The sequence below is a fragment of the Amphritea atlantica genome (assembly GCF_018860855.1).
Classification (GTDB): Bacteria; Pseudomonadota; Gammaproteobacteria; order Pseudomonadales; family Balneatricaceae; genus Amphritea; species Amphritea atlantica_A.
Map to the genome: position 1 here is coordinate 192,228 of NZ_JAHKQE010000023.1, position 26,473 is coordinate 218,700.

Annotated in this window: 16 protein-coding genes; 8 read left to right on the forward strand and 8 right to left on the reverse strand. The window is 45.6% G+C overall.

What is annotated here, in order from left to right; translation table 11 throughout:
• Both KO512_RS11115 and KO512_RS11120 read left to right on the forward strand, forming a co-directional pair.
• Window positions 1-486 (forward strand): Lrp/AsnC family transcriptional regulator, encoded by a 486-nt coding sequence (locus KO512_RS11115; protein WP_215952414.1) that lies wholly within the window; start codon window positions 1-3, stop codon window positions 484-486.
• An 85-nt stretch (window positions 487-571) separates the two neighbouring features.
• Window positions 572-1,042, forward strand: coding sequence for a hypothetical protein (locus KO512_RS11120; RefSeq protein ID WP_215952415.1), 471 nt, complete (start codon window positions 572-574; stop codon window positions 1,040-1,042).
• A 148-nt stretch (window positions 1,043-1,190) separates the two neighbouring features.
• On the opposite strand, the gene KO512_RS11125 is transcribed toward KO512_RS11120, so the two are convergent.
• Window positions 1,191-3,749, reverse strand: coding sequence for a putative bifunctional diguanylate cyclase/phosphodiesterase (locus KO512_RS11125; RefSeq protein ID WP_215952416.1), 2,559 nt, complete (start codon window positions 3,747-3,749; stop codon window positions 1,191-1,193).
• Between the two features lie 501 nt (window positions 3,750-4,250).
• Here KO512_RS11125 and ilvC point away from each other — a divergent pair.
• Window positions 4,251-5,726: a ketol-acid reductoisomerase gene (gene ilvC, locus KO512_RS11130; RefSeq protein WP_215952417.1), complete on the forward strand. Its 1,476-nt coding sequence runs from the start codon at window positions 4,251-4,253 to the stop codon at window positions 5,724-5,726.
• Between the two features lie 105 nt (window positions 5,727-5,831).
• Window positions 5,832-7,268, forward strand: a complete 1,437-nt coding sequence (gene modF / locus KO512_RS11135; RefSeq protein ID WP_215952418.1) for a molybdate ABC transporter ATP-binding protein ModF — start codon at window positions 5,832-5,834, stop codon at window positions 7,266-7,268.
• 180 nt (window positions 7,269-7,448) lie between these two features.
• Here the strand turns inward: modF and KO512_RS11140 are convergent, their stop codons facing one another.
• A complete protein-coding gene (locus KO512_RS11140; RefSeq protein ID WP_215952419.1) occupies window positions 7,449-12,485 on the reverse strand; it encodes an EAL domain-containing protein in 5,037 nt (1,678 codons plus the stop codon).
• A 501-nt stretch (window positions 12,486-12,986) separates the two neighbouring features.
• On the opposite strand from KO512_RS11140, the gene KO512_RS11145 reads away from it, so the two are divergent.
• The 4 genes from KO512_RS11145 (at window position 12,987) to KO512_RS11160 (ending at window position 16,916) form a co-directional block, all read left to right on the forward strand.
• Window positions 12,987-14,081: a GGDEF domain-containing protein gene (locus tag KO512_RS11145; protein ID WP_215952420.1), complete on the forward strand. Its 1,095-nt coding sequence runs from the start codon at window positions 12,987-12,989 to the stop codon at window positions 14,079-14,081.
• A 322-nt stretch (window positions 14,082-14,403) separates the two neighbouring features.
• Window positions 14,404-15,000: a DUF2937 family protein gene (locus tag KO512_RS11150; RefSeq protein WP_215952421.1), complete on the forward strand. Its 597-nt coding sequence runs from the start codon at window positions 14,404-14,406 to the stop codon at window positions 14,998-15,000.
• Between the two features lie 48 nt (window positions 15,001-15,048).
• Entirely contained in the window at window positions 15,049-16,056 is a 1,008-nt protein-coding gene (locus tag KO512_RS11155) for an MsnO8 family LLM class oxidoreductase (protein ID WP_215952422.1), read from the forward strand.
• A gap of 389 nt (window positions 16,057-16,445) precedes the next feature.
• Window positions 16,446-16,916 carry a DUF1294 domain-containing protein gene (locus tag KO512_RS11160; protein WP_215952423.1) on the forward strand — a complete coding sequence of 157 codons (471 nt, stop codon included), beginning with the start codon at window positions 16,446-16,448 and terminating at the stop codon, window positions 16,914-16,916.
• Between the two features lie 83 nt (window positions 16,917-16,999).
• Here KO512_RS11160 and KO512_RS11165 read toward each other — a convergent pair whose 3' ends face one another.
• The 6 genes from KO512_RS11165 to KO512_RS11190 form a co-directional block, all read right to left on the reverse strand.
• The gene (locus tag KO512_RS11165; protein WP_215952424.1) at window positions 17,000-17,500 is read right to left on the reverse strand and encodes a hypothetical protein; all 501 of its coding nucleotides are present in this window, start codon (window positions 17,498-17,500) and stop codon (window positions 17,000-17,002) included.
• Between the two features lie 66 nt (window positions 17,501-17,566).
• Window positions 17,567-20,704: an efflux RND transporter permease subunit gene (locus KO512_RS11170; RefSeq protein WP_215952425.1), complete on the reverse strand. Its 3,138-nt coding sequence runs from the start codon at window positions 20,702-20,704 to the stop codon at window positions 17,567-17,569.
• Entirely contained in the window at window positions 20,701-22,305 is a 1,605-nt protein-coding gene (locus KO512_RS11175; protein WP_215952426.1) for an efflux RND transporter periplasmic adaptor subunit, read from the reverse strand. Before KO512_RS11175 ends, KO512_RS11170 begins: the two co-directional genes overlap by 4 nt.
• Window positions 22,302-23,774: a TolC family protein gene (locus KO512_RS11180; RefSeq protein WP_215952427.1), complete on the reverse strand. Its 1,473-nt coding sequence runs from the start codon at window positions 23,772-23,774 to the stop codon at window positions 22,302-22,304. Before KO512_RS11180 ends, KO512_RS11175 begins: the two co-directional genes overlap by 4 nt.
• Before the next feature lie 164 nt (window positions 23,775-23,938).
• Entirely contained in the window at window positions 23,939-24,301 is a 363-nt protein-coding gene (locus KO512_RS11185; protein ID WP_215952428.1) for a hypothetical protein, read from the reverse strand.
• A 515-nt stretch (window positions 24,302-24,816) separates the two neighbouring features.
• Entirely contained in the window at window positions 24,817-26,466 is a 1,650-nt protein-coding gene (locus KO512_RS11190; protein ID WP_215952429.1) for an electron transfer flavoprotein-ubiquinone oxidoreductase, read from the reverse strand.
• Window positions 26,467-26,473: the final 7 nt, after the last annotated feature.

The following is a 26,473-nucleotide window of genomic DNA, read 5'->3' on the forward strand; positions in this document are numbered from 1 at the left end:
ATGAAATCAAACCACCACATTGACCATTTTGACTTGAAAATATTGCGCGAACTGCAACGTAATGGTGGGCTATCAAACCAAGACCTTGCCGAGAAAGTCGGCCTAACCGCCGCGCCCTGCTCACGCCGAGTCAAAGCATTAGAAGACAGTGGGATTATTCGTGAACGAGTGGTGCGGCTGGATGAACGGGCGGTCGACCTTAACCTAATGGCGATCCTTCATATCAGTATGGATAAGCATATCCCAGAACGATTTGAGACCTTTGAAAACACCATCACGGGCTTTCCCGAAGTCATGGAGTGCTATTTAATTACGGGGCACGATGCGGATTATCAGCTCAAAGTCGCTGTGCCGGATATGGATCGCTATCACGATATTCTATTGGGAAAAATCACCCGCATTCATGGTGTTAGCGGCGTTAAATCATCATTTATTATGCGTAAGATTGTTGATACAACCGCAGTGCCACTCAATTATATTGAATAATCAAAGATCGCTTTCATTGAAGCAATAATAATCCCCGCTATAATGAGCCGACCACCCATTACCTATTTCCGGAAAGGACACACGCATGAAATACGCCTTCGTATTCTGCCTTGCGCTATTAACAGGCTGTAGCACCCTCTTTAACCAACCAGAATATAATCTGACCTATAACTTGTCAGATGAGATTATTCATCCCCTCTCCTGCAATCAGTATAATGTCTGCAGCGCTTTGTATATTGATCACGACCGCCCTAGAACATTGAAGCTGGCAGTGAGCGGTGAATACCACTCGATTAACAGCGCTACCCTGTGGATTGATAATCAAGCTTTCCCTTTGACCCCAACCATCGCTTACACCAGAAATGGCCAGACTCACTCGGGTAACCGCATCGCCATGCGCCCATTTACCTCAGAGCAACCGATAAAAGAAAAACTACAGCAGGCAAATAAAGTTTTTCTCGAAATCCGTCAACAAAGCACCTCTTTTAAGACGCTTATGAAGGATGAAGGTTTTCTGCATACTGAATGGAAAGAACTGCTGGCCGGCCTTAATTAAGAAGAATTGTTCCACTTACCATCAACCCATCCGTTGATGGTAACGCTCATAACAGAGTAATCATGCCCCTGGTTACTCTGCTTAATCTTCACCCCTTTCGGCTCACATCGCCCCCCAAATTTAGCGTTATCTAGGTTCACTCAAGGTCTTAACTGTTATGTTGTTCCGCTAATAACAGCGTGAAATCTGCAGCGGGTAGAGGTCGGCTAAAATAGTAACCCTGCGCACAGTGGCATCCCATCGCCGTCAACATAGCCGCCTGTTCAGCATCTTCGATACCTTCAGCAATCACGTTTAGATTCAAGTTGGTTGCGAGCGCGATAATCGATTTTGTAATCGCTTGATCGTTCTTATCATTCACTAGGTCATTCACGAAAGCTCGATCAATTTTTAAAGTATCCGCCGGCAGATGCTTCAGATAACTCAAACTGGAATAACCCGTACCAAAATCATCAATACTGATCGACACACCCAAGGCTCGAAGCTGTGCCAACACACGAATAGCCGCTTCAACATCGCCCATAATCATACTTTCTGTTATTTCAAAATCGATCTTAGCGCTATCAACTTTCTGCTCATGCATAATGCCTTCAATCTGCTGACAAAGATCTTTCTGCTGAAACTGTCGCACCGACAGGTTGATCGCCATATTTTTCAACCAAGGATACTGCTCTGACCATTGCTTCATCTGCCGGCAGGCTTCCTCGATGACCCACTCACCGATATCCATGATCAACCCAGTTTCTTCCGCCAGAGGAATAAACTCAAGCGGCGAAACGATCCCCATCTCTGGATGTTGCCAACGAATCAATGCTTCTATGCCATAAATTTCGTTCGTTTTAAGATTCACTTTAGGTTGGTAATAGAGTAGAAACTGCTGTTCTTCGAGCGCCTTACGTAACGCTTCCTCGAGCTGTAGTTTACGTAACACTTGATCGCGAATATCCTTGGTATGGAATTGAAAAGCGTTCCGGCCAAGGTTTTTAGACTGATACATAGCGCTATCCGCGTTTTGAATGAGCGTTTCAGCCACGTCTGAATCTTCAGGACAAATGCTGATGCCGATACTGCTGGTAATACTCAGATCATAACCATCGATGATGTAAGGCTGTTTGATAATAAATAACAGTTTCTCAGCAATATTCGACAGATCAAGCATATGTTCAAAATCAGAGATAACCACCACAAACTCATCGCCGCCAAAACGAGACACCACGTCATCTTCTCTCAGTTGAAAGGAGATTCGCTCGCCCACCATCTGAAGTAGCTTATCGCCCGTTGAATGCCCCAATGAGTCATTAATGATCTTAAACTGGTCTAGATCGAGAAACAGCACCGCCGCTTTAGTGTTATTACGCCGAGAATCGGCAATCACCTGCTCTAAACGATCATTCAGTAAGCTTCGATTAGGTAGCCCAGTCAAATCATCATGGGTTGCCATAAAGGCTAAACGGTTCGTTTCTCGCTCTAAATCGTCATTCATCATATCTAACGCCAGTGCGAGTTCAGTCATCTCATGACTTCCCCAATTGGCGACGGGCTCAGGCTTAAGCCCAATCGCAAAAAGACGTGTGCGTAACACTAACTGCTCAATGGGCTTGGAGATCACTTTTCGTACAGCAGTATTAATAACTAAACTGATCGCTATCGCCGTGAGCACAAAGAAAAGTGCCGCAACATAAACCACTTTCAACAAGTTTTTTAACATGTCATCGGTAGGAATTAAGTGGATATAATCCCAATCCATTGGTTGCAGTGATAAGCCTATCGCCTGATAGGACTTTCCCTGCAGTGTCACTTCCCCCATCAGGCTAGCCGAATCGGTCATCTGTCGAGACAGCAAGGCTAATAAGCCAGATTCTTGTGGATCGATTGAGAACTGCTCCACACTCCCCTCTAACTCCTCTTGCCACGGCCCCGCTAGGATAAAGCCCCCTTGGTTATCCCTTAATATATGTTGCTCTCCCTCAAACCGGTCCCCCATACCTTGAATCAGGGTAAATAGCCGGTTTAACTGTACATCCTGTCCCAATGTACCAACCCACTCTCCATCAATATCTAATGGATGAACGGCGCTTACGATCCAAGCCCCTGACACGGGATCAAACAGAGGTGAGGTCCACTTTATGCTCCGCTCGGGATTACGCTCAGGCGATGCCAGCGTCATCCACTCGGTCATCGTGTAATCCGTTGTGGGCGTCATCAAATAGACAAAATTTTGAAAATACTGATCAAAAATCAGCTCACTGCGTTGAGGACCTAAAAACCAGATATTACTGAAGGTTTTTTCACTATGCGTCGCCACGCCGAAAGATTCGAATATATTGAACAACCGGCCATAAAAACGTTTGCTCTCTTCGGTTAAAGGGTAATTCGGCGGTAAAAATAGGCCCGCGTCGATACTACCGTCATAGGTATCTTTATTATTGCGCCACGCACCATCGGCTGAAATAGCCATGCGTTTATCGAATCGAGCGATCTCTTTATCACCCGCATCCACCAGTTGCCGATTAATAAGCAGATCGAGCTTCGCCAGATTCGTCGCAAAGATCGATAAATCAGACGAAAAATTATCGGCGGTAATCTGAATATAATCCCGATGTTGCGCTAGTTCTGTTGCTAACAGCTCTTTTTTCGCTGCATAGTAAAAAGTTAATAATGCGGGCAGTAATACCGCTAATGAGCTTAAGATAACAATCCAGCTCATCTTTCTGGAAACATTCATTACTAGCGGTACTCAATTAGATTTGAACCTTACATTTTAGACTAACTTCTCTGCACTATGGCGTAGACATCCCCAATATGGTGCCTTGTAGCACAGTTTGGACTGAGCGATGCATCTAAAGGCATCATCTTGATGCCACACAAGCGCGAGCGGCGCTTACAAAAAGCGCACAGTCCCTGCAGACAAAAAGGTTTTATAGCAGGCTCCACCACTCGAACAACAGGCAATCGAGAGTTATAAAATGAAGATTGATTAGCCAACGGCCTACATCCCATTTTTTGCAACGTAGTGATGTATATATATCAATATACGCAAGATTGGTTTTTCTATAGAGTAGCCCTATTAAATTTCAGTCGGGCTGTCTGTATAATGTCCGCCTGCCTGATTTTGAGCCTTGCCGGAAATGTTGTACCTGCTAGGTAAATGAACAGAATTTTCAGTCACCGCCCTCGGCTATGACTTAATTAACCGGAACTATCAGATATGTCTAATAACTACTTCAACACGCTGCCACTGCGTGAGCAACTGGAACAACTGGGCAAATGCCGCTTCATGTCTATGGACGAGTTCAGCGATGGCGTTGACGCTCTGAAAGGCAAAAAAATGGTTGTTATCGGTTGTGGTGCTCAAGGCCTGAACCAGGGTCTAAACCTGCGCGACAGTGGCCTCGATGTTTCTTACGCTTTGCGTGAAGCAGCCATCGCTGAAAAGCGTCAGTCTTGGAAAAACGCGACTGAGAATGGTTTTGTTGTAGGTACTTATCAAGAACTGATCCCTACCGCTGATGTTGTGCTTAACCTGACACCTGATAAGCAGCACACGCCGGTTGTTAACGCTATTATGCCTCTGATGAAAGAAGGCGCTTGCCTGTCTTACTCTCACGGTTTCAACATCGTTGAAGAAGGTATGAAAGTCCGTGAAGACCTGACCGTTATCATGGTTGCACCTAAGTGCCCTGGTTCTGAAGTACGTGCTGAATATGTACGTGGCTTCGGTGTACCGACGCTGATCGCTGTTCACGAAGATAACGATCCTAAAGGTGAAGGCTTAGCACTGGCTAAGGCTTATGCCGTTGGTACCGGTGGCCATAAAGCGGGCGTACTGATGTCCTCTTTCATCGCTGAAGTTAAGTCTGACCTGATGGGTGAACAGACGATTCTTTGCGGTATGCTTCAGACAGGCTCCCTACTTTGCTTCGACAAAATGGTTGAAGAAGGTATTGATCCGGGTTACGCATCTAAGCTGATTCAGTATGGTTGGGAAACCATCACTGAAGCGCTGAAATACGGCGGCGTAACTAACATGCTGGATCGTCTGTCTAACCCAGCTAAAATCAAAGCATTCGATCTGGCTGAAGAGATGAAACAGATCATGCGTCCGCTGTACAACAAGCATCAAGATGACATCATCGATGGCACCTTCTCTCGCACTATGATGGAAGACTGGGCTAATGATGATAAGAACCTGCTGGGATGGCGTGCAGAAACCGCTGAAACAGCGTTCGAAAAAACGCCTGCCGGCGATGTAGAGATCTCCGAGCAAGAATACTTCGATAACGGTATCCTGATGGTTGCTATGGTGAAAGCGGGTGTTGAACTTGCTTTCGAAACCATGACGGCTGCAGGCATCATCCCTGATTCCGCTTACTACGAATCACTGCACGAAACACCGCTGATCGCTAACACCATTGCCCGTAAGAAACTGTACGAGATGAACGCGACTATCTCTGATACAGCGGAATACGGCTGCTACCTGTACAACCACGCATGCTTGCCACTGCTGGCTGACTTCATGAAAGACATTAAAACCGACGTTATCGGTAAAGGTCTGGAACTGGACGACACTGGCGTCGACAACGCTCGCTTGATCGAAGTTAACGCTGCCCTGCGTTCACACCCGGTTGAAGCGATCGGTTCGGTTCTGCGTGGCCACATGGCTGACATGAAGAAGATCGTTTAATAACGACCTCACCTGTGATGAATAACAGGTAGATGAAGGCCAGGACTAATCTCCTGGCCTTTTTTTTAGCGTTTAAAAACAACCCAACACAGACTTCGGATCGCTATGAATATTCGCCTCGATAACCTCACCGTAAACTTTGATGACCGCTTTCAGCTAGATGAGATCAACTGGCAATTGGATGATACCCAGCACTGGGTGATTACCGGCACAAACGGTGCGGGTAAATCAGCATTGGCTGCTATTTTAGCGGGCGCTGGCGATATCGTTAGCGGTTCAATGAGCGGCATTCCAGCGAAAGTAGGCCTAGTATCCTTCGAAGCACAGGCGGAACTCATTGAGCGGGAACGCAAAAAAGACGACGCCGATATTATGGATGTTATCGCCGAAGGCACACCAGTGCATGAGATACTTCATGAAGGCGACCGCAATCCAGCGTTGATCCAACAACTGGTCACGATGTTCAAGCTAGAATCTCTGCTCGAACGTGCATTCCGTAAGTTATCCACCGGTGAATCCCGCAAGGTGATGCTGATTCGGGCGTTAGCTAGTGAGCCAGACCTATTAATACTCGATGAACCCTTCGACGGACTCGACGCTCATACCCTAGAGATGCTGCAACAGTATCTGCTCGGTTTAGTCGAAACCGTCCCGATGATCCTAGTGCTTAACCGCTTTGATGAGTTTCCCGATTTCATCACCCATATTGCCTATGTCGATCAGGGCCGCTTACAACACCAGATCGATCGCCATGACTCACAAGCCTATAACGAGCTATATCATCTGTTACACCTGAAAACCACCGAACTTCAAGTGCCGCCCACCGACAGTGATACCGCCCTACCACCGCTTGACCCAACCCAGCCCCTAGTGCGACTGAATAAAATTAATGTAACTTACGACGGTCATCGTATTATCGATTCACTCGACTGGACCATCGAGCCCAATCAACATTGGCAACTCAGCGGCCCTAACGGCAGTGGCAAAACCTGCCTGCTGTCACTGATTACCGGCGACCATCCTCAGTGTTATGTAAACGATATTTTTGTCTTCGGTTTTCAGCGCGGCAACGGCGAAAGCATCTGGCAGATAAAGCAGTTTATCGGCTATGTCTCAACCGCCTTACAGTGGGAGTACAAAGTGGGCACCGGCCTGCGAAATGTCATTATTTCAGGCTTCTATGACAGCATTGGTCTATACACTAAAGCTACCGATCGGCAGAAGCAGATCGCCGATGAATGGTTGGCACTATTGGGCATGAGCGATCGAGCCGACACCCCGTTCAACAAGCTATCCTACGGTGATCAGCGGCTCTTACTCATCGCCAGAGCCATGGTAAAACATCCACCCTTGTTGATTTTGGATGAACCCTGCCTAGGCCTAGATGATATGAACCGCCAACTGGTGCTCGCCTTGATCGAGAAGATCTGCGCTGGCAGCGAAACTTCCGTGCTCTATGTTAACCACCATGCCGAAGATAAAATTAAGGGCATCGATAACTATCTTGCCTTAGAAAAACGCGAGCCTGACAGCAGTAAATAGTCTGATAGACCATCAACAAGAAATATAAAAAAGCCCAGCAACTAGCTGGGCTTTTAATGGCAGAAAATTCGAACACACGATAAAACGATCAATACAGTTGAAATAGCTGTTTATCTTCTCTTTATTAAAAACAACTTAGGATAATAAAAATCGCCTTGATACCCAATAACCTTCATTGTATTAATCTTCGACGACTCTCTTATCATCCAACTGCAAATAATCGACTATTTTACCGATAGGTTCAGGCGTTTTGAAATAGAACCCTTGAACAAAATCACAGTTATGTTTCGCGACAAAATCAAATTGCTCTTTTGTTTCGACTCCTTCAGCCACCGTTTTTAAGCCTAATGCTCTGGCAATGGAAATAGTTGCCTTCACAACCTCTTCCGATTTATCGACCTCGCCGATTCTAGAAATAAAGGAACGGTCTATTTTCAATATATCGAAAGGCTTATTAATCAAATAACCTAAGTTTGAATAACCCGTACCAAAATCATCCATTGAAAAAGCGACGTTTAACTTTTTATATCGCTCTAAATGCTTTTGGTTTTTATCATTCGACAAAATAACCTTTCTTTCTGTAATCTCTAGCGAAATCGAACTACCATCAATTTTGAACTGCTGCAGGTAGTTTTTAAACGTATAAAACAACGAATCAGATTCTAAATCTTTCAAAGAAAAGTTAATCGCAATTTTGCATTTATAATGATTTATCATCTTCAAATCATTAATGGTCGTCATCACTTTAAAGACGACATACTTGGTAATCTCAGTAATCAGATCAGATTCTTCAGCCAGAGGAATAAACTTATTCGGCAGTACTAAGCCAAGTTTAGGGTGATTCCACCTGATTAACGCTTCAAGGTGCGAAACCTTCATCGTTTCTAAATCGATAATTGGCTGATAATAAACTTCAAACTGATCATTGCTTAATCCTTCTCTGATGGAGCTTTCCATAGAAGCCTTCTCAAACGCAAAGGAGGAAAGCTCTTGCGAAATATAGCGGTACATATTTCGACCATTCTCTTTTGCATCATACATGGCAATATCAGCTTGACGAATCAACTCGTCAGCGGAATGACCATCGTTTGGATAGATACTAATACCAATACTCGCACCAACGGTGATTTTATGTTCGTCGACAGTGATCTCTTCTTTAACTGACTGAATGAGATTAAGCGCGACTTTCGAGGCATTCAAGGCAGAATCTAAGTCCTGAATAATAATAATAAATTCATCGCCTCCCACTCGAGCAACGGTGTCACCTGAACGTAAAACACTCGACAATCGCTTAGAGACTTCAATCAAGACAGAATCACCAACATTATGACCCATGCCGTCGTTAACCACTTTGAAACGATCCAAATCAACAAACAAAACCGCTATTTGCTTTTTAGAGCGACGCGACTCCTGCAAAGCATGTTCAAGTCGATCCGCTAACAGCGTACGATTAGGTAAGCCTGTTAACGAGTCATGATTAGCAAGATACTGTATCTTATCCTGTGATTGCTTAATGACCGAAATATCAGTGATAACACCTATATATTGGACGATATATCCACTTTCATCCTTAACGGCACTGATATTAAGAAAAACAGGAAACAGATCACCGTTTTTAGCTTTATTAATAACTTCGCCGGACCAAAATCCACTCTGCTTATATGACCGCTCCATCTCACTGTAGAATTCAGAGCTGTGTTGATCAGATTTTAGCAAGCCAATCTTTTTCCCTTTCACTTCATCAAAGGTATAGCCTGTAATATTTTCAAATGCAGGGTTAACATTAATAATTCTTGTTGTTTTATCGGTTATAACAATACTTTCTTGAGTGGTATTGAAAACCATTCTGGCTTGAGCACTATCTAAGGTTGATTGCTTCTGACTGTTAATATCCTCAATTACTGAGATAAAATATAAGGGTTCGTTTTTATCTCTAACAATAGCGACATACAGCATTGCCCAGAAAAGCTCACCATCTTTTTTGTAATAGCGCTTTTCCATTTTATATGAATTACGTTTACCACTGATCAACTCTTGCACGAGTTCTAAATCTTGTTTTAGATCTTCGGGATAAGTAATATCTTGGAAAGTAAGAGGCAACAACTCTTCCTGGGTATATCCCAACATATGGGATAACGCGCTGTTAACAGAAATCCAGGTACCATCTAAAGAAACATGACCGATACCAATATTGGCATTATCAAAGGTTGCTTTATACTTCTGCTGACTCAATGATAGTTCAGCGAGCGCTTGCCTCTCTTTCGATATATCTGAGGCAAAAGACCATATTTGGGTATGCCCTAACTCATCTCGGCTGAGATAATCTTCTACATTGAGTATCGTCGTAACGCCTTCATCAGATGTGAGTTCTATAATATAAGGGCCGAAGGTTCCCTTCTCAGTCAGTTCCTTCTGCCGATTTAAAAAGCGGGTACTATCTTCAATAGGGTATAAGTCAAACCAGTTTTTAACTAACAATTGTTCTCTTGTTAGCCCGGTATAAGTTTGCATCGCATGATTCGTTTTCAGAATCATACCTTGTAAATTGGTAATAATGACACCGTCATGTATATTTTCTAAAACAGATTCATAACGACGATTGAGGGCACCGTGTTTCTCTTTAATGGTGGTATTCTCATTAAACATCTCTTTAAGCTCTGCGTATGCAGTCTGAAGCTCTTCATTGGTCGATTGAAGCTCTTCATTACTGGTTTCCATCTCCTCATTGGTCGCCTGCAACTCTTCATTGGCACTTTGCAGCTCTTCGTTGGATGATTGCAGCTCTTCATTCGAGGTTTCTAACTCCTCAACCAGCGTCTGCATATGCTCTTTCGTACGTTGCAATTCAAACTCTAACTCGTGGGTTGAGGAAGACACCACGACATCATTAGAATTTGAATTAATTAATGGCAAATCTAGAACCGAAATACTCTGAAAATAAAACAGGTACATCTGGTTACGCCCATTTAGAATAGGCACTAAATGAACCTTGATCAATCTAGCCTCGCCATTTTTTTGCGGCAACGGTATATAGCTACTCGAGTTAACACCCGAGCCTCGTTTAGCTTCACTAAACAGTTTTCTTAAATCAATCGCTAAACGAGAATCCACTATTTTGTATAGGTTATATGAAACATAACCTTCGGGAATCGATACAAAATCAAGATTGCCTTTTTTATACACCACATCCAATTGCTCATTAGTCACAATGATGTTGGGCATTAAAAGCTTTGCAGCTTCCGTAACAATGGTTTCTTGTAAGGGGGTGTCTTCTGATGTCTTAGACTGCTCTTCCGCAGGATAATTTACATACTTAGGAGGCCTAACCGTAATGGCCGAATAATTTTTCTTTGAATAGGATACTGTTTTAAATATCTTATTAGGTTTATCAACCGGAGCAAACAGATGCTCAAAATTAGTCGCATTTTCAGACTTACCTAAAAACAACAACGCATTTTCTTTGAGAGCATAATGAAATGCGGGCATAATCCACTTTTGCGCATCAAGATTAAAATAAATAAGCAAGTTACGGCAAACAATAAGATCTAAGTCTTTAAAGGGAGGATCAGACAGCAGATTATGATATGAGAAAACAATATTTTGCCTTAAGGTTTTCTTGACCTCAAATTCGTTATCCGCAATCGTAAAATAATCTTTTATATAAGAATCAGATACTTCTGTCATCGAGGCTTGGCTATAAATCCCTCGACGAGCAATTTTTAAAGCATGTTCATCAATATCGGTAGCAAAGATCTTTAAATCGAGTGAATGCTGTCGATCATTCAGCAACTCATTAACAATAATAGCAACAGAATAGGCTTCTTCACCCGTCGATGAGCCCGGCATCCAGATTCTTAGTTCTTTTGCGTCGGAACGTTCATCAAGATATTTATCTAAGAGATTTTCCAGTGAGTCATAAGCATCTCTGTCTCGAAAGAAGCTAGTTACGCCAATGAGAATGTCTTTATAAAGCAATTCAACTTCTTGCTCATCTCGTTCAATTAACGCAACATACTCACTCAATGTTGTTACTTTAAGCGCAACCATTCTTCGCTCAATACGTCGGCCAATCGTCGCTTTTTTATAAACAGAGAAATCCACATGCTTAATTTTATGCAGCAAAGCGAAGATGATCGATATATGGTCATTAGCCGGTGTAACTTGATGCTTCTTCAGCACCTTATTTCTTGGAAAGTTGGATAGAGCGACTAATTCCTCACCAATTTTGTCTGCCTCAATTAAAATATCAACAACTGAGCCATTGATAGAAGCCATCGGCATACCGTCGTACTTTGCCGTGCTAGGCTCCTGTACGATGGTTATCCCGCCTTCGGAGTTGATGGCTCGCATACCTTGACAACCATCAGAACCGGTTCCTGACAATATAATACCAACAGATTTTTCTTTTTTATATTTAGCGATAGAGATAAAAAGTTGATTGACTGAAGGCTTAGGTAAAAAAGAGTGTTTTTCTGGGGCAGATAAAATAATCTGATTATTATTGTTTATTTCGACATTCTTATTGGGTGGTGTTATATAAAAAACATCACTTGCAAGCGTTTCATTATGCTCTGCTTCTTTGATCATTAAAGTACTTTCTCTCGAAAGCAACTCAACGAGCATCGTATTATGTTTGGGACTTAGATGTTGGGCAATAATATAAGCCGTATTATTATTTCGCGGTAACCCTTTTATCAGCGTAGTCAGTGCCTCTAAACCACCCGCACTCGATCCAATACCTACGACCATCAAGCTATTAGGATCTTGGGCACGGTCTTCTTCTGGGTCATAAGACCCTGTTAAACTATCCCCTAATATTTTAGCTTTGCCTACCGACTCTTCATGTTTTCCAACCGATAAAACTTGATCGATGACCTGTGCTAATTTTTTATTATCGGCGGGCTTACTAATAAACCCATTAATCTGGTCTTTAATCGTATCTAAGATAAAATCTTCGTCAATGTATGCACTAAAAACAATAATGGGAGTCTTACTATCTGTTTTTCTAATTTCTTGTATTAACTCAGGCCCATTCATGCTAGGCAGCTGAATTTCTGTTATAACCAGACTCGGCCTGTGGGTAATAAATTTGGATATTCCTTCACGACCATTCGACGCTTCTAAAACCGTTGAAAATATTCCACGAAAAAGATCAGCGTAAATTTTACGAGTGTCATCATCATTCTCTATATACAGAATAGTTGAATCGTACTTCATGCATATTCACCAGTTAAATTCACAGTTTTTAAGGCTATTCCGCCAAATGATAGGTATATCTCTCGATCATCATCAACGACTACCCATAGAACATAGTCAACGAATATGAAAATCACAACTTTTACCAGTATGCATTGTCCCAGAACGAGTATGTATAAGATCTGCGACCTTTGGTTATGATTCAGCCAACATAGAGGACTGAGAATTCAACACTGAAGCCTACTCTGCTGATTGATTCGAGCTCAAGATACCCAGCTTTAGCTGGGAAATTCCCCTAGCTCTTTAGTCACAGCTAGACAAGACCATTTACGATAGACATCAATGCTGAATATGGGTGCATGCTTGTAAACGTTCTACATTGCATTCACCTAAAAGTTGATTAAAATGTTAGTGATACATTTTGTTAGATACTGGAAAACTAAACTCTCGATAGGGATTAATCGGAGCTACTACTAAGTAGGAGATCTACTCGGGCCGAAATGTAGTCGACAAGGAATAAAGATGCCAACTATTCACCCTAAACTGATCGAAATCGTTATTGACCAAACGCCTCGCGCTATGATAGCGATGCTCATCGTATCTTCTGCTTATGCTTTTATATTTATAAAATACATTCCTCTTATCACTTTAACCATCTGGTTTTCCTTTCAAATACTGTTGGCGGCACTTCGTTTTTATAACATAATAATGTTTAAATCATGCTTAAAAAAACAGGATAGTAAAGAATTAAAGCACAATAGAAATATCTTTATAGCTTTAAATATATTCCAAGCTTTCATGTGGACCACCTCTTCAATTTTGGTTTCGATTTATGCCCCTCAACCATTTGAATTAGTCAGCTTCATTATGATTATAGGCATTATCACTGCGGCTGTTTTATCTATGTCGTCACTCTACACAGCCTATTTAGTTTTTTTCTTCTCTATGATTATCCCTCAAATGATGATTATGCTTTATTATGGCGAGCATCAACATATCAGTATAATCATATTCACTATTATCTATATACCCGCAATCCTACTATTGTCCAAAGCCATACTTAATAGCCGTCTTTACAGTATTGAAGTACATAAAAAATTAGAAAATAAAGCCGATGAATTACACAAACTATCAACAATCGATAATTTAACTAATATATATAACAGAGGATATTTCTTTGCCGTATCCCACGATCTAATTTTAATAACGACCAGAGAGAATAAAAAAGCATCACTACTCATGATTGATATCGACCATTTCAAGGAGATCAATGATAGCTATGGACATCAGACTGGCGATTTTGTTTTGAAAAATTTTGCTAAGATAATAAATAATAGAATTAGAAAAAGTGATATATTTGCCCGAATCGGTGGTGAAGAGTTCACTATACTGCTTAATTATACGCCTATTGATATGGCAAAAATCATTGCCGAAGAACTACGTTCAATGATAGAAGAGAGCAATTTCATTTATAACGATACCATTATTAAAATAACGATCAGTATCGGTATTGCTGAGCTCAACGAAGAACACAACTCAATTGAAAGCTTATATAAACAGGCAGATAAGCAACTCTATGCTGCCAAAAATTATGGCCGAAACAGAGTCTGTCCATAACAGTCAAATCCTAAGCCATAATCATAGCGCTATCATTCAATAGATTTAACCAGCATTTGGCCTGATCAACCTTTTTTAAAGAAATACAATAGTGATACCGATGAGTAATCAACAACCTCTATTAACATTTCATCGCTCTATGAATATCAAACTTCACATCTGCGTTTAATTATAAGTTTACATCTGTAAGATACCTAACGACTCGCGAGGTGCTCCCCCCAGAAATGTGCTAACCTTCTCCTTCATTAATGCGACTTTTCCGCCATGAGCATTGTGCACAGATACCCTATCACGCAGCTTCAGGCATATTCGGGATAATCCTTTGATTGGACGGCTAATCGATAAACTCATCTTCGCAGCGACCCTATTCCTAGCCCTACAAGTGCCGCAACTGGCGGATCAATATCAGCAGTTTCTCGCCGGACTCTATGAGTCCACCCACTGGCAGGTTCAAGGCTACAACCATACTGCAAAAAACTTTGGCTACCCCGATGCCAACGCCATGATTCAGCATCATCGGCAAAACAGTGTCCCAAGCGTGCGTGCCGATGCCGAACAAAAGCTCGCCACGCTGGTACAGTTTGAGCAGCTGAAACAGGGCGTCACCCTATTTACCAATGGTAATCTGATCAGTAAAACCCTCTATATGGCCGCACCTTCACGCTATCACTACCTCAAAAAGACCCTCGATAACTTTACCCCCGGCATCCCCCTGAGTACCGAAGGCATCACCTTTGGCGTGATCGTCGGTCTGTTATTGAACCTGCTCATCATGGCTCCCATTCGCTTTGCCAACCAACGAATATTACGGATATGTAAATCTCAGCCGCGCGCTAAACCGAACATCAAAGCTAACCTTAAAGCCAATACCGGTGGTAAAAAACCAATAGCCGCTCATAAGCCCCATTCCGATCATTGATCTATCTGTGAAAAATATTTAACATATTAATAATTCCAGGAGATTCTAATGAGTATAAAACTGTCCGTTGTCGATCAATCACCCGTGCACGGCTCCCATGCCGCCATTGACGCCCCGCGCCTTTCGATCGAATTAGCCCAACTGTGCGATCAACTAGGCTACTACCGTTACTGGGTAGCGGAACATCATGACAGTATTCATTTTGCCAACCCTTGCCCAGAAATTATGATTGCCGCCATCGCTAGCGTGACACAAAATATCCGCGTCGGTAGTGGCGGCGTGATGCTCAGCCACTACAGCCCGCTGAAAGTGGCTGAAAGTTTTAAAATGATGGCGACACTCTTTCCCGAACGGATCGACCTGGGTATTGGCCGTGCTCCCGGCGGCACCGGTCTCACTTCTCAAGCCCTCGCCTATCCACATCAACCCCATCACGGCGACCGCTATGCCAATCAGGCACAGTTGCTCAAAGGCTTTATCGAAGGAAACCTGCCAGACAATAACCCGTTCAGCGCGATCAAAGTGTTGCCCGACAGCAGCCCGCAACCAGAACTCTGGATGCTAGGCTCAAGCGGTGGTAGCGCGGGTTTAGCGGGACACTTAGGGTATAACATTGCTCTAGCACGTTTTATTGATCCGGATAACTGCCACCCATCGATTTTCAGTGAGTATCTACAACAGTGGCAGCAGGCAGGACACCCGCAACAACCCAATAAAATGGTCGCTATTGCCTGTATCTGTGCTGAAACCGAGGCCGAAGCTAAACTCCGTGCAGGCACCGCCGTCTATCGTAAACTCGCGGCACAACTCGGTATGCGCGAAGCCTTTTTAACACCATCGGAAGTACAAGATCGTTATAAGGAATTTCCTGCCAGCCACCAAGCGCAATATGATCATATTCTCAACGGCTATACCGTCGGCACACCCGAGCAGTGTAGCGACGAGATCCATCAGCTGGCGCAGGCTTTTGATTGTGATGAGATCGCCACCGTAGCGGTCACCTATAGTCAGGCCGACCGGCTCGATAGTTATACTCAGCTCATTAAAGGCTTTTAAAGCCAGTCTCTTAACCTTCAATAGCAGCAAAGGGAGCGTATGACTCCCTTTAAATTCCGCCTCAATCAGATACCTTAATTTTCAGCTCTACACCGATTACCCAGAATGGGTAATCCACTCGACTGTCTTCATTGTAAACAGTACTCTCTTTTGTCATGATGCCGCTGCAGGTTGGATAATGTGTAGTCGTATTGAAACTCTAATTCAGTCCCCCCCGGCTATTTTTTATAGTGGCAATTCGTTTTATCTAACCTGCAACATCCTTCCTTTTATGCCCTCACCTAAATACTCACAAATAAAGCTAAAAAACGCTGCTCTCTGTTACCTGATATACGGTTATTCTCCGCGTTTATCTATTGCCCCTCTCACCCTTTTGCTAGACTTAGCCGATGAAAAAACACTACCTGCCCATCTGCATATTGATCCCGCTGTTGGGACTATCCTATTATGCCGGTTACACGCCATTACTGATCCCAGCCCTGTTTGTTAGTGTCAGTCTGCTGACTCTGGCGATCTATTACAAAGACAAATCAGCGGCGGTAGCAGGCGCTTGGCGCACCCCAGAAAGCCGATTGCACCTGTTAGCACTTCTGGGCGGTTGGCCTGGCGCGATTATCGCCCAGCAAACCCTGCGACATAAAACTCAAAAGAAAAGTTTTCGCGTCACCTTTTGGTTAACCCTGCTGCTGAATATCTCAACCTTGGGTTGGCTTCACACAACCACAGGCAGCGACTGGCTACATGGGAAAATTTTCAAGCTAGACAGTTATATTGCTTACTCTGATGTGTCATATATGGCTAGGCAATACATGCGTTATTTCACCCACTTCCGTGTTAAACGCCCACTTCGCTATCGTTAGCTCAATCCTTAGCTTCTAGCAGTCTATGCATTGCCAAACAGATAGAGCAAAGTGGCCGCCTATGGGGCCCTTGTACCAATCATCTATTGACCGTAATACAGCCCACCGAAATGTTTTTTACCGTCGGCGGTTTTAAACAGCACCATCAGTTGATGCTTACCGCTGGCCTTCAGGTCATAACCCGCCATCTGCCATTCCCCCATCGTCATCAGCAGTTTAGTCTGCTGTGAGCCATCCGGGAAAATCACTTTAGAGTTAACCTGCACACCGTTGACCAACGCACCATCCCGATCGATTCTGATCATTAGATTGTGTGACCCTCCGTGGCTCATACCTTCCTCAGCGGCCATCACATGAAAGCTAACGGTATAGCCATCAATATCTTTTTTCTCTAGGAACATTTGATGCTGTCCCATCTGACTATCCATCATCTCATGAGACATCCCGCTCTCAGGCATCCCCTGCTGAGCCATCGAGTCATCATGGCCATGGCTGCTCTCATCCGCCATAACGCCAGTCATAACACCTGCGCTTAAAACAATCGCACCTAAGGTGCCGACAAGCACCGCTTTATTCAGTTTCATATTCATCTCTCACTGATTATCATGACATTGGTGGGAGAGACTCTTCTCTCCCAACCGAGTACAGCATTACTGTTCGGACGCCAAGCGGGCAAGACCACGTTTGCGCCACAAGAAATACACCGCGGGCAGCACCAGTAAGGTCAACAATACCGCGCTGACCATACCGCCAACCATCGGCGCTGCAATACGGCTCATCACCTCTGAGCCGGTCCCCGTGCCGTAGAGAATCGGCAGTAAGCCAACAATGATCGCGACAGCCGTCATCATCACCGGACGGACACGTAACCCTGCGCCTTGCAATACCGCATGACGTAAAGCCTCTTCTCTGGGAGTAACTCCCTGCTTTTCACACTGCGTCAACATCTGCTGATAAGCCTGATTCAGATAGACCAGCATGATCACGCCGATCTCGACAGCCACCCCAGCCAAAGCAATGAAGCCAACGCCCACCGCCACCGAGAAATTAAAGCCCTCTAGATACATCAGCCAGACACTACCAACCATCGCCAGCGGCAGTGTTCCCATAATGATGCTCACTTCGACAACATTGCGAAAATTAAGAAACAACAGGAAAACGATAATCGACAAGGTCAACGGCACTACATACGTCAGCTTTTCTTTGGCACGCTGCATATATTCATATTGTCCGGCCCAAGCAACCGAATAACCTGCCGGCAAGATCAGCTGATCAGCCACCACCTGCTGCGCATTGGCCACGTAACGCCCAATATCCACCCCTTCAATATCGATAAAGGTCCAGCCGTTCAAACGGGCATTTTCACTCTTTATCCCCGGTGGGCCATCCTCGATATAGATATTGGCGACATCGCCCAACGGCACACGTTGCCCCATCGGTGTAACAATAGGCAGTAACGCCAATTGCTCAGGAGAATCCCGATAGTCTTGTGGATAACGGACATTAATTGGATAACGCTCTAACCCTTCGATCGTTTGCGAGACATTGACACCACCGATCGCAGACGCCACCACCTGCTGAACATCGGCGATATTAAGGCCGTAACGCGCAGCACGCTGACGCTGAATATCCACCTTAATATAGCGTCCGCCGGCGACCCGTTCGGAGTACACCGAAGCGGTACCCGGTACATCCTTAAGAATGCTTTCCAACTGCTGACCAATCTGCTGAATCTGCTGCAAGTCAGGTCCGGCAATCTTAATACCTACCGGCGTTTTGATACCCGTTGCCAGCATATCGATGCGAGTTTTAATCGGCATCACCCAGGCATTCGTCACCCCCGGCAGCTTAACCAAGTTATCGAGTTCTTTGCGAAGATCTTCGCTCGTTAACCCTTCCCGCCACTGATCTTGTGGCTTTAGCTGAATAAAGGTTTCTATCATGGTGAGTGGCGCAGGATCAGTGGCACTATCAGCCCGTCCCACTTTGCCAAAGACCGTGGCAACTTCAGGCACTGTTTTTATCAGCTTATCGGTCTGTTGCAACAACTGACGCGCCTGCCCGATAGAGATACCCGGGTAGGTGGTCGGCATATACATCAGATCACCTTCATCCAGTGGTGGCATAAACTCACTGCCCAGCTTATCCAATGGCCATAAGCCCGCCAGTAGCACCAATAACGCGAACCCCAACGTCAGTTTGGGAAAGCTAAGCACTTTACGCAGCGTCGGCATATAGATCGCAGTCAGCAAACGGTTTACCGGATTTTTATGCTCAGGCAACACCTTACCGCGAATAAAATACCCCATCAGCACCGGCACTAAGGTGATCGCCAACGCAGCCGACGCCGCCATCGCATAGGTTTTAGTAAAGGCCAACGGTGCAAACATCCGCCCTTCTTGAGCTTCCAAGGTAAATACTGGGACAAAACTCACGGTGATAATCAACAGACTAAAAAACAGTGCCGGCCCGACCTCACTGGCGGATGCAGCAACCACCTGCCATCGGTTCTCTTTCGTCAGCGGCGTTCGCTCCATATGCTTGTGCATATTCTCGATCATCACAATCGCCCCATCAATCATCGCCCCAATGGCAATCGCGATACCACCCAATGACATAATATTGGCGTTAATACCTTGGGCATTCATAATGATAAACGCCGTTAAAATACCCACAGGGAGGGTAATAATAGCCACCAGCGATGAACGCACATGAAACAGAAAAACCACGCACACCAGCGCCACCACAATGAATTCTTCGAGTAACTTATGCCAAAGATTCTCAACTGCTCGGTCGATCAGCCCAGAACGATCATAGACGGTTACGACTTCAACACCGTCCGGCAACCCTTGCTTTAAGGTCTCTAGTTTCGCTTTAACTCCGTCGATAGTTTGCTGTGCGTTCTCACCAAAACGCATCACCACTACGCCGCCGACCACTTCACCTTCACCATTAAGCTCCGCCACCCCTCGACGCATCTGAGGCCCCACACCAATATCCGCCACATGTTGTAACAGTATCGGCGTGCCATTCTCATTAAGACCGAGAGGAATATTACCTAGATCCTCCTCGCCCTGAATGTAGCCGGTCGCCCGCACCATATATTCAGCCTCAGCCATCTCCACCACCGAAGCACCGACCTCCTGATTGGCTCGGCGAATAGCATTTTGAATATGTGATAACGGCATATTAAAAGCCCGTAACTTGTCGGGATCCACCCGTACCTGATACTGCTTCACCATGCCGCCGATAGAGGCAACTTCTGACACGCCGGGCACCGTTTGCAACTCATACTTAAGGAACCAGTCCTGTAAGCTGCGTAACTGACTGATGTCCTGCTGCCCAGTTTTATCCACTAGCGCATAGAGATAAACCCAGCCAACACCGGTCGCATCCGGCCCCAACTGAGGTCGGGCATTCGCAGGTAATGAAGGAGCCACCTGGCTCAGATATTCCAACACCCGACTGCGCGCCCAATACATATCGGTGTCTTCATCAAAGATCACATAGACATAAGAGTCACCAAAAAAAGAGTAACCGCGCACCGTTTCGGCACCGGGTACGGACAGCATGGCGGTGGTTAACGGATAGGTCACCTGATCCTCAACCACCTGCGGTGCTTGCCCTGGATAACTGGTTTTAATAATCACCTGAACATCCGACAGATCAGGAATTGCATCCACCGGCGTATTCTTCAACGAAAATAACCCACCGCCCACCAATACCACGGCAGCCAAGAGTACAAAGAAACGATTGCCAACTGACCAGCGAATAATCGACTCAATCATAAGATCACCTTGGAGTGGAGAGCGTACCGATGATTCGATATGGCTGTTACTAGCGCCTGTGCTTCACTGTCACTCTGAACCTGCCTTGCAATCCATAAGGTTTGGGTTTCTAAAGCTTCAATAGCGACAGGATTAGATAAACCTGCATCAGCATGACCCGCATCTGACGAATCCTGCTGCGAATTTGGCCTAGACTTGGGCATAGGCATACTCATAGGCGTAGCGTTCATAGGCGCGGGGATCATAACGGGCCCCATAGAGTCGATAGGCTTATCCTGCTGTTCAACTGCATCCATGCTCATGCTGTCCATGCTCATGTCATCCATGCTCATATCGCTCATCGTCATGCTATCAGCAGCCGTTGGAGGAATATGCATACGCTTAAAGTCAGACGTTTTACCCGACTCAGAGTCCAACAAAAACTGTGCCGATGTGACGACCTGCTCACCCTCCTGAACCCCAGACAAAATTTCAACCTGCTGACCATTGCTGCGACCGACCTTAACGTTAACCGACTTAAAACGTCCCTCTCCTAGCGCCAGTACTAACCGGTTACTATCAGCGCCACGGATTAACGCCTCTTTAGGAACCGTCAGTGATGCTTGCTCGGCTTGTTTATGAATCACCACTTCAGCAAACATATTCGGTTTCAGCTTACCGTCCTGATTGGCAAATCGCATACGCACTCTAAGCGTGCGCGTTTTAGCATCCAGCGTGGGATAAATATAATCCACAACCCCTTCACGCTGCTCTCCGGGCAGGAAATCCAGCTGTATAGAGACCCCTTGGCCAATCGAGATTAAGCTTGCTTGACGCTCAAACACTTCTGCCTCGAGCCAGACTTCATCCAGTGCCGCAATCGACAGCAACGTCAGTCCCGGCTTAATAAACCCTCCCTGCCGTAACGCCAGATTATCCACCACGCCACTTTGCGGCGCATAATAGGTCACCGTTTGACTGACTCGGCGAGTCTGTTTAAGGACCGCTAATGCTTGCGGCGGTAACTGCAGTGCCGCTAACCGCTGCTCGGCAGCACGAATCAATGCCCGATGACCCTGCGACAAGGCAAACAGATACTCCTCTTGAGCATTCACCAAGGTGGGCGAATAGAGGTCATACAGGGGTTGCCCCTGAACCACCGGATCACCTTCTGCCTTGATATAAACCTTCTCCACCCAACCTTCAACACGGGGGTGAACAAGACTAATGTCATCTTGGTTATAGCCCACATACCCTACGGTACGCACCTCAAACTGCATCAACTGTCGTGACGCCACGGCGGTTCTAACCCCAAGATTATTAACCACTTCCGGTGACACCGATATCGTGCCCGGCCCTGCATCGACGCCATTATTTTCAGAGGCGTAAACCGGTACAAGATCCATCCCCATCGGGGACAAGCCCGGCTTGTCCCGTCGGTAATTCGCATCCATCGGCGCCACCCAATATAGCGGTTCAGGATTCTCATCAACCTGCGCAGCGGAAACCGCAGACCCACTCAAAGCGGCCATATTATTATCACTAAGCCCTAAACCGGCGATTGCGACACCGACCGCGACGCCCAGCACGATTAATCCAACATTTTTAGCGGTGCCGTTCATGGTGTCACTCCTGTGTGTTTGAGCTGCGGATTATCTAATGCGTAGCCAGATACGGTTTGTGATAACGTCGAGGTTGTTGTTAGTACATAATTAAGCTGAGCAATTTGCTGCTGCCGTGCGACCTGAATCTCGAGGTAATCAATTTGCGTGTTAAGCGCACTGATGCGCGCACGGATCATTTCGGCAAAACTGCCATTATCCGATTCATAAGCTTTCCGTGCCGCCTGTGCCTGACGGTTAACCTGAGGTAGAAGTTGCTGACGATATAACTGCTGACGTTGATCCAGCTGGGTGAGCTGCGCTTGAACCGAACGAAAAGAAGCGATCATTTGTCGAATCATAAGACTTCGATCGGTACGTATCTTTTCCTGCTGGGCGGTCGCGGCAACCACCTCATGATCCTGCCCGACCGATGAAAACAACGGCAGACTCACCGTCACACCAGCACTGAATAGATCCGCTCGATCAATGCCATCCGCACTATCGGCACGATAACCATAACTCGCGCTGAGGCCCCATTCGGGCTTATATTGCTGCTTTGCCAACTGTACCGCGGTGCCGGCCACACTAATGCTTTGCTCCAACGCTTGCACCAATGGATGATGCACAAGGTAGCTCGCTAACGCTTGATTCGACAACGGCTGTGACAGTAATGCCGCGTGTTCAACAGTCAGTAGTTGCGGCAGTGTTTCGCTATAACCAGACACAGGCAACGTCGCCGAATCGAAGACGTCCAGCGGTAGTAACAAGGCCAACAATTGCTGTTCGCTCATATCCTGCTTTTGCCGTAGCTCAGTCAAGCGATCAGAGACCCGAAGCTGCTCTAACTGAGCCTGTATCAAATCCTGTTGTCGAGTTTGCCCCAAAGCAGAGGTATAACTCGCCATCGAGATATCCACTAATTGATCAAACAATCCTCGGTTCTGCTCAATCAGCTTAATACTCTCCCTCGCCCGATAAGCATCCAACCACAACTGCGTTACCGTCAATGTTAGCTTGGCTTCACGTTCCCGGCGCAATAACGGCTGCCGCGCACTTTGCTGATAACCTTGTTGCCGTTTTAGACGGCGGCTATCGCCTCGGGGATAGATCTGCGAAACCCCTACAACCAACTGGGTCATCGCTTCCTGATCAATCGCAAAGCTATCGGTCGGTAAACTGGCTAATGCAAAGGAAAATTTAGGGTCAGGTAATTGATAGGACGCTTCAGCTCGCGCCTCTGCCACCTGCTGCGTCAGTTGGCTACCGGTTAACCAAGGGTCATGCTGCAACGCGACACTTAGCGCCTTCGTTAAGGTTAACGGTTGCTCTTCTGCCACGGCTACAGTCAATGAACTGGACAAACCAAGTAAACACAGGATGAGTAAACAGGGCTTAATTAAACAACCAAAACGCGTTAAAGCGGCCCCAAACGGCGTCGAAACCACCCTTGCATCAGGTGATTTAAATAGAAATAAAACTGGTGACATAGATACACCCACACAGATCAGTATCACATAACGTAATCACTGACAGGTTCCATACAGAGCGGGAGATTGATGAAAAGCTGATAGCCTGCAGAACAAGTAACAGTGTTAACTCATCATTGACGGAGATCTCCCGCTAACCAATTGCCGGATTAACGGCGTCTGTATTAGTGGGATATAGGAGGACGGTATAAAGAACCACGATTCTGCGGCAGCATTAACTCAGCGGCAGCCACCACCGTTGTCGTCGCAGCATCGAGGGAAAAGAGATATTGATTAGCGGCAACGCCAATCGAGCTAAGGCAATGGGATTGGGCACAGTGACTTTGGCTGTCACAGTTAAGATCAGCACTATGACAACCGCTATCACCATTATTTGCCAACGGCTGACAGCAATTCATCATCTCGTCAGGCTCATCATATTGAGCATGACTCATAACCGTATCAGAGGTTTGCGCAGACATCGTAGTATGTTGCATCGGCATCGCGAAGGCGGCATTGTATAGCTGTGCGGTCATCACCGCCAACATACAGATTACCCATAAAAGCCTTTTCGCCACTGTCTGCCTCTAACTAATAGTTAAACGATAATTATACTGCTTTCTGGCCAATCAGCCGAAACCCATCATTAACAGAGCGGGAATCTGAGCCTAACCCCGTTAGCTGAAACAAAGCTGAATAGAGTCACCCGCTAAATATTAAATTAACGCACGGGAACAGATAATCGAAATGGAAATTTACGCAGACTCAACCTCAATAGCAAGGAAAAAAATGGAAACTCTAGGCTAGAGATGGCCTGAAAACAATGCAAGCGATAGCGCTGGGGCGGCCATTAGGAGACTGAATATTCACAGCCGGCATTAACTTTCACCCCATCAGTGAAGAGTTTCACCATACTATTTTGACGATGCCCCTTGGGTTCATATAATAAATGCGGCACTTTTTATATGAACCTCTGCCTTGTCTGTTACTGACATAAAGCGAGACTCACTATAATCCAGACAAAAAAACGGGGCGTATAGCCCCGTTATCATGTTAGATGCACTTACATATTAGGATAATTCGGCCCACCGCCACCTTCCGGTGTCACCCAGGTGATGTTCTGAGCAGGGTCTTTGATATCACAGGTTTTACAGTGAACACAGTTCTGACTGTTAATCTGGAATACCTTTTCACCCGCAGCATCATCGACTATCTCATACACACCCGCTGGACAATAACGCTGCGCCGGCTCATCGAACTTCGGCAGGTTTTGCATCAACGGAATAGTGCTGTCTTTCAACTTAAGATGACAAGGCTGGTTTTCCTCATGATTGGTATTCGATAGGAACACCGAGGAAGGCTTATCAAAACTCAACACACCATCAGGCTTAGGATAGACAATAGGGGCACATTCAGAAGCTAACTTCATCTGTGCATAATCTTCATGATTATCACGCAGTGTGAACGGCAAACCAAAGAGGTTCTGATCAATGAAGTTAACAGCACCACCAATAAAGGTGCCGTATTTGTGTAGCGCAGGACCGAAGTTACGGCTGCGATACAACTCTTCATAAACCCATGAATTTTTAAAGTTCTCACCGTAAGCGGTTAGATCTTTACCACCCTCATCGCCACTGGTTAACGCCGCAAAAATTGTTTCAGCAGCGATCATACCCGTTTTCATCGCAGTATGCGTGCCTTTGATCTTGGCAAAGTTCAGTGTACCCGCATCACAACCCAGCAATAAACCGCCAGGCATGCTCATCTTAGGCAGCGCATTAAAGCCACCCTTGGTAATGGCTCGAGCGCCATAAGAGACCCGCTTACCGCCTTCCAAATACTGAGCGATGACTGGATGGTGCTTGGCCCGCTGAAACTCATCGAACGGGCTCAGATGTGGATTTGAATAGTTCAAATCGGTAATCAAACCTAGCATCACCTGACAGTCTTCCGCGTGATAGAGGAAGAAACCACCGCCAGCATTCGCTTCGGACAACGGCCAACCCGCACCGTGTAACACCAAACCAGGCTGATGTTTGTCAGCGGGGACATCCCACAACTCTTTGATGCCGATACCGTAATGCTGCGCATCAGCATCTTTATCTAGCTCGAACTTAGCTAACAGCTCTTTACCTAGATGACCACGGCAACCTTCAGAGAAAATAGTGTACTTGGCTAATAGATCCATACCCGGCATATAGGTATCTTTCTTTTCACCATTAGCATCTAAGCCCATATCACCGGTACCAATACCGGCCACTTGGCCATCATCACCATAGATGATATGAGACGCAGGGAAACCTGGGAATATCTCTACACCTAACTGTTCCGCTTGCTCACCCAACCAACGGCTAAGATTCGCGACACTAGCGATATAGTTACCATGGTTGTGCATTGTTTTTGGCACAACTAAGTTTGGCAGTTTAATCGCTTTTTCAGCATCACGAAGCAGGTAAACCTGATCTTCAGTGACTTCCGTTTTCAACGGCGCGCCCTGCTCTTTCCAATCAGGGAACAACTCATCCAACGCGCGAGATTCGATCACCGCACCGGATAGAATATGTCCGCCAACTTCTGCGCTTTTTTCAACCACGCAGACCATCAGCTCTTGGCCAGCCTCATTCGCCTGTTGCATCAGGCGACAGGCGGTCGACAATCCGGCCGGTCCGGCACCGACGATGACGACATCAAACTCCATCGATTCTCTTTGCATTATTCTT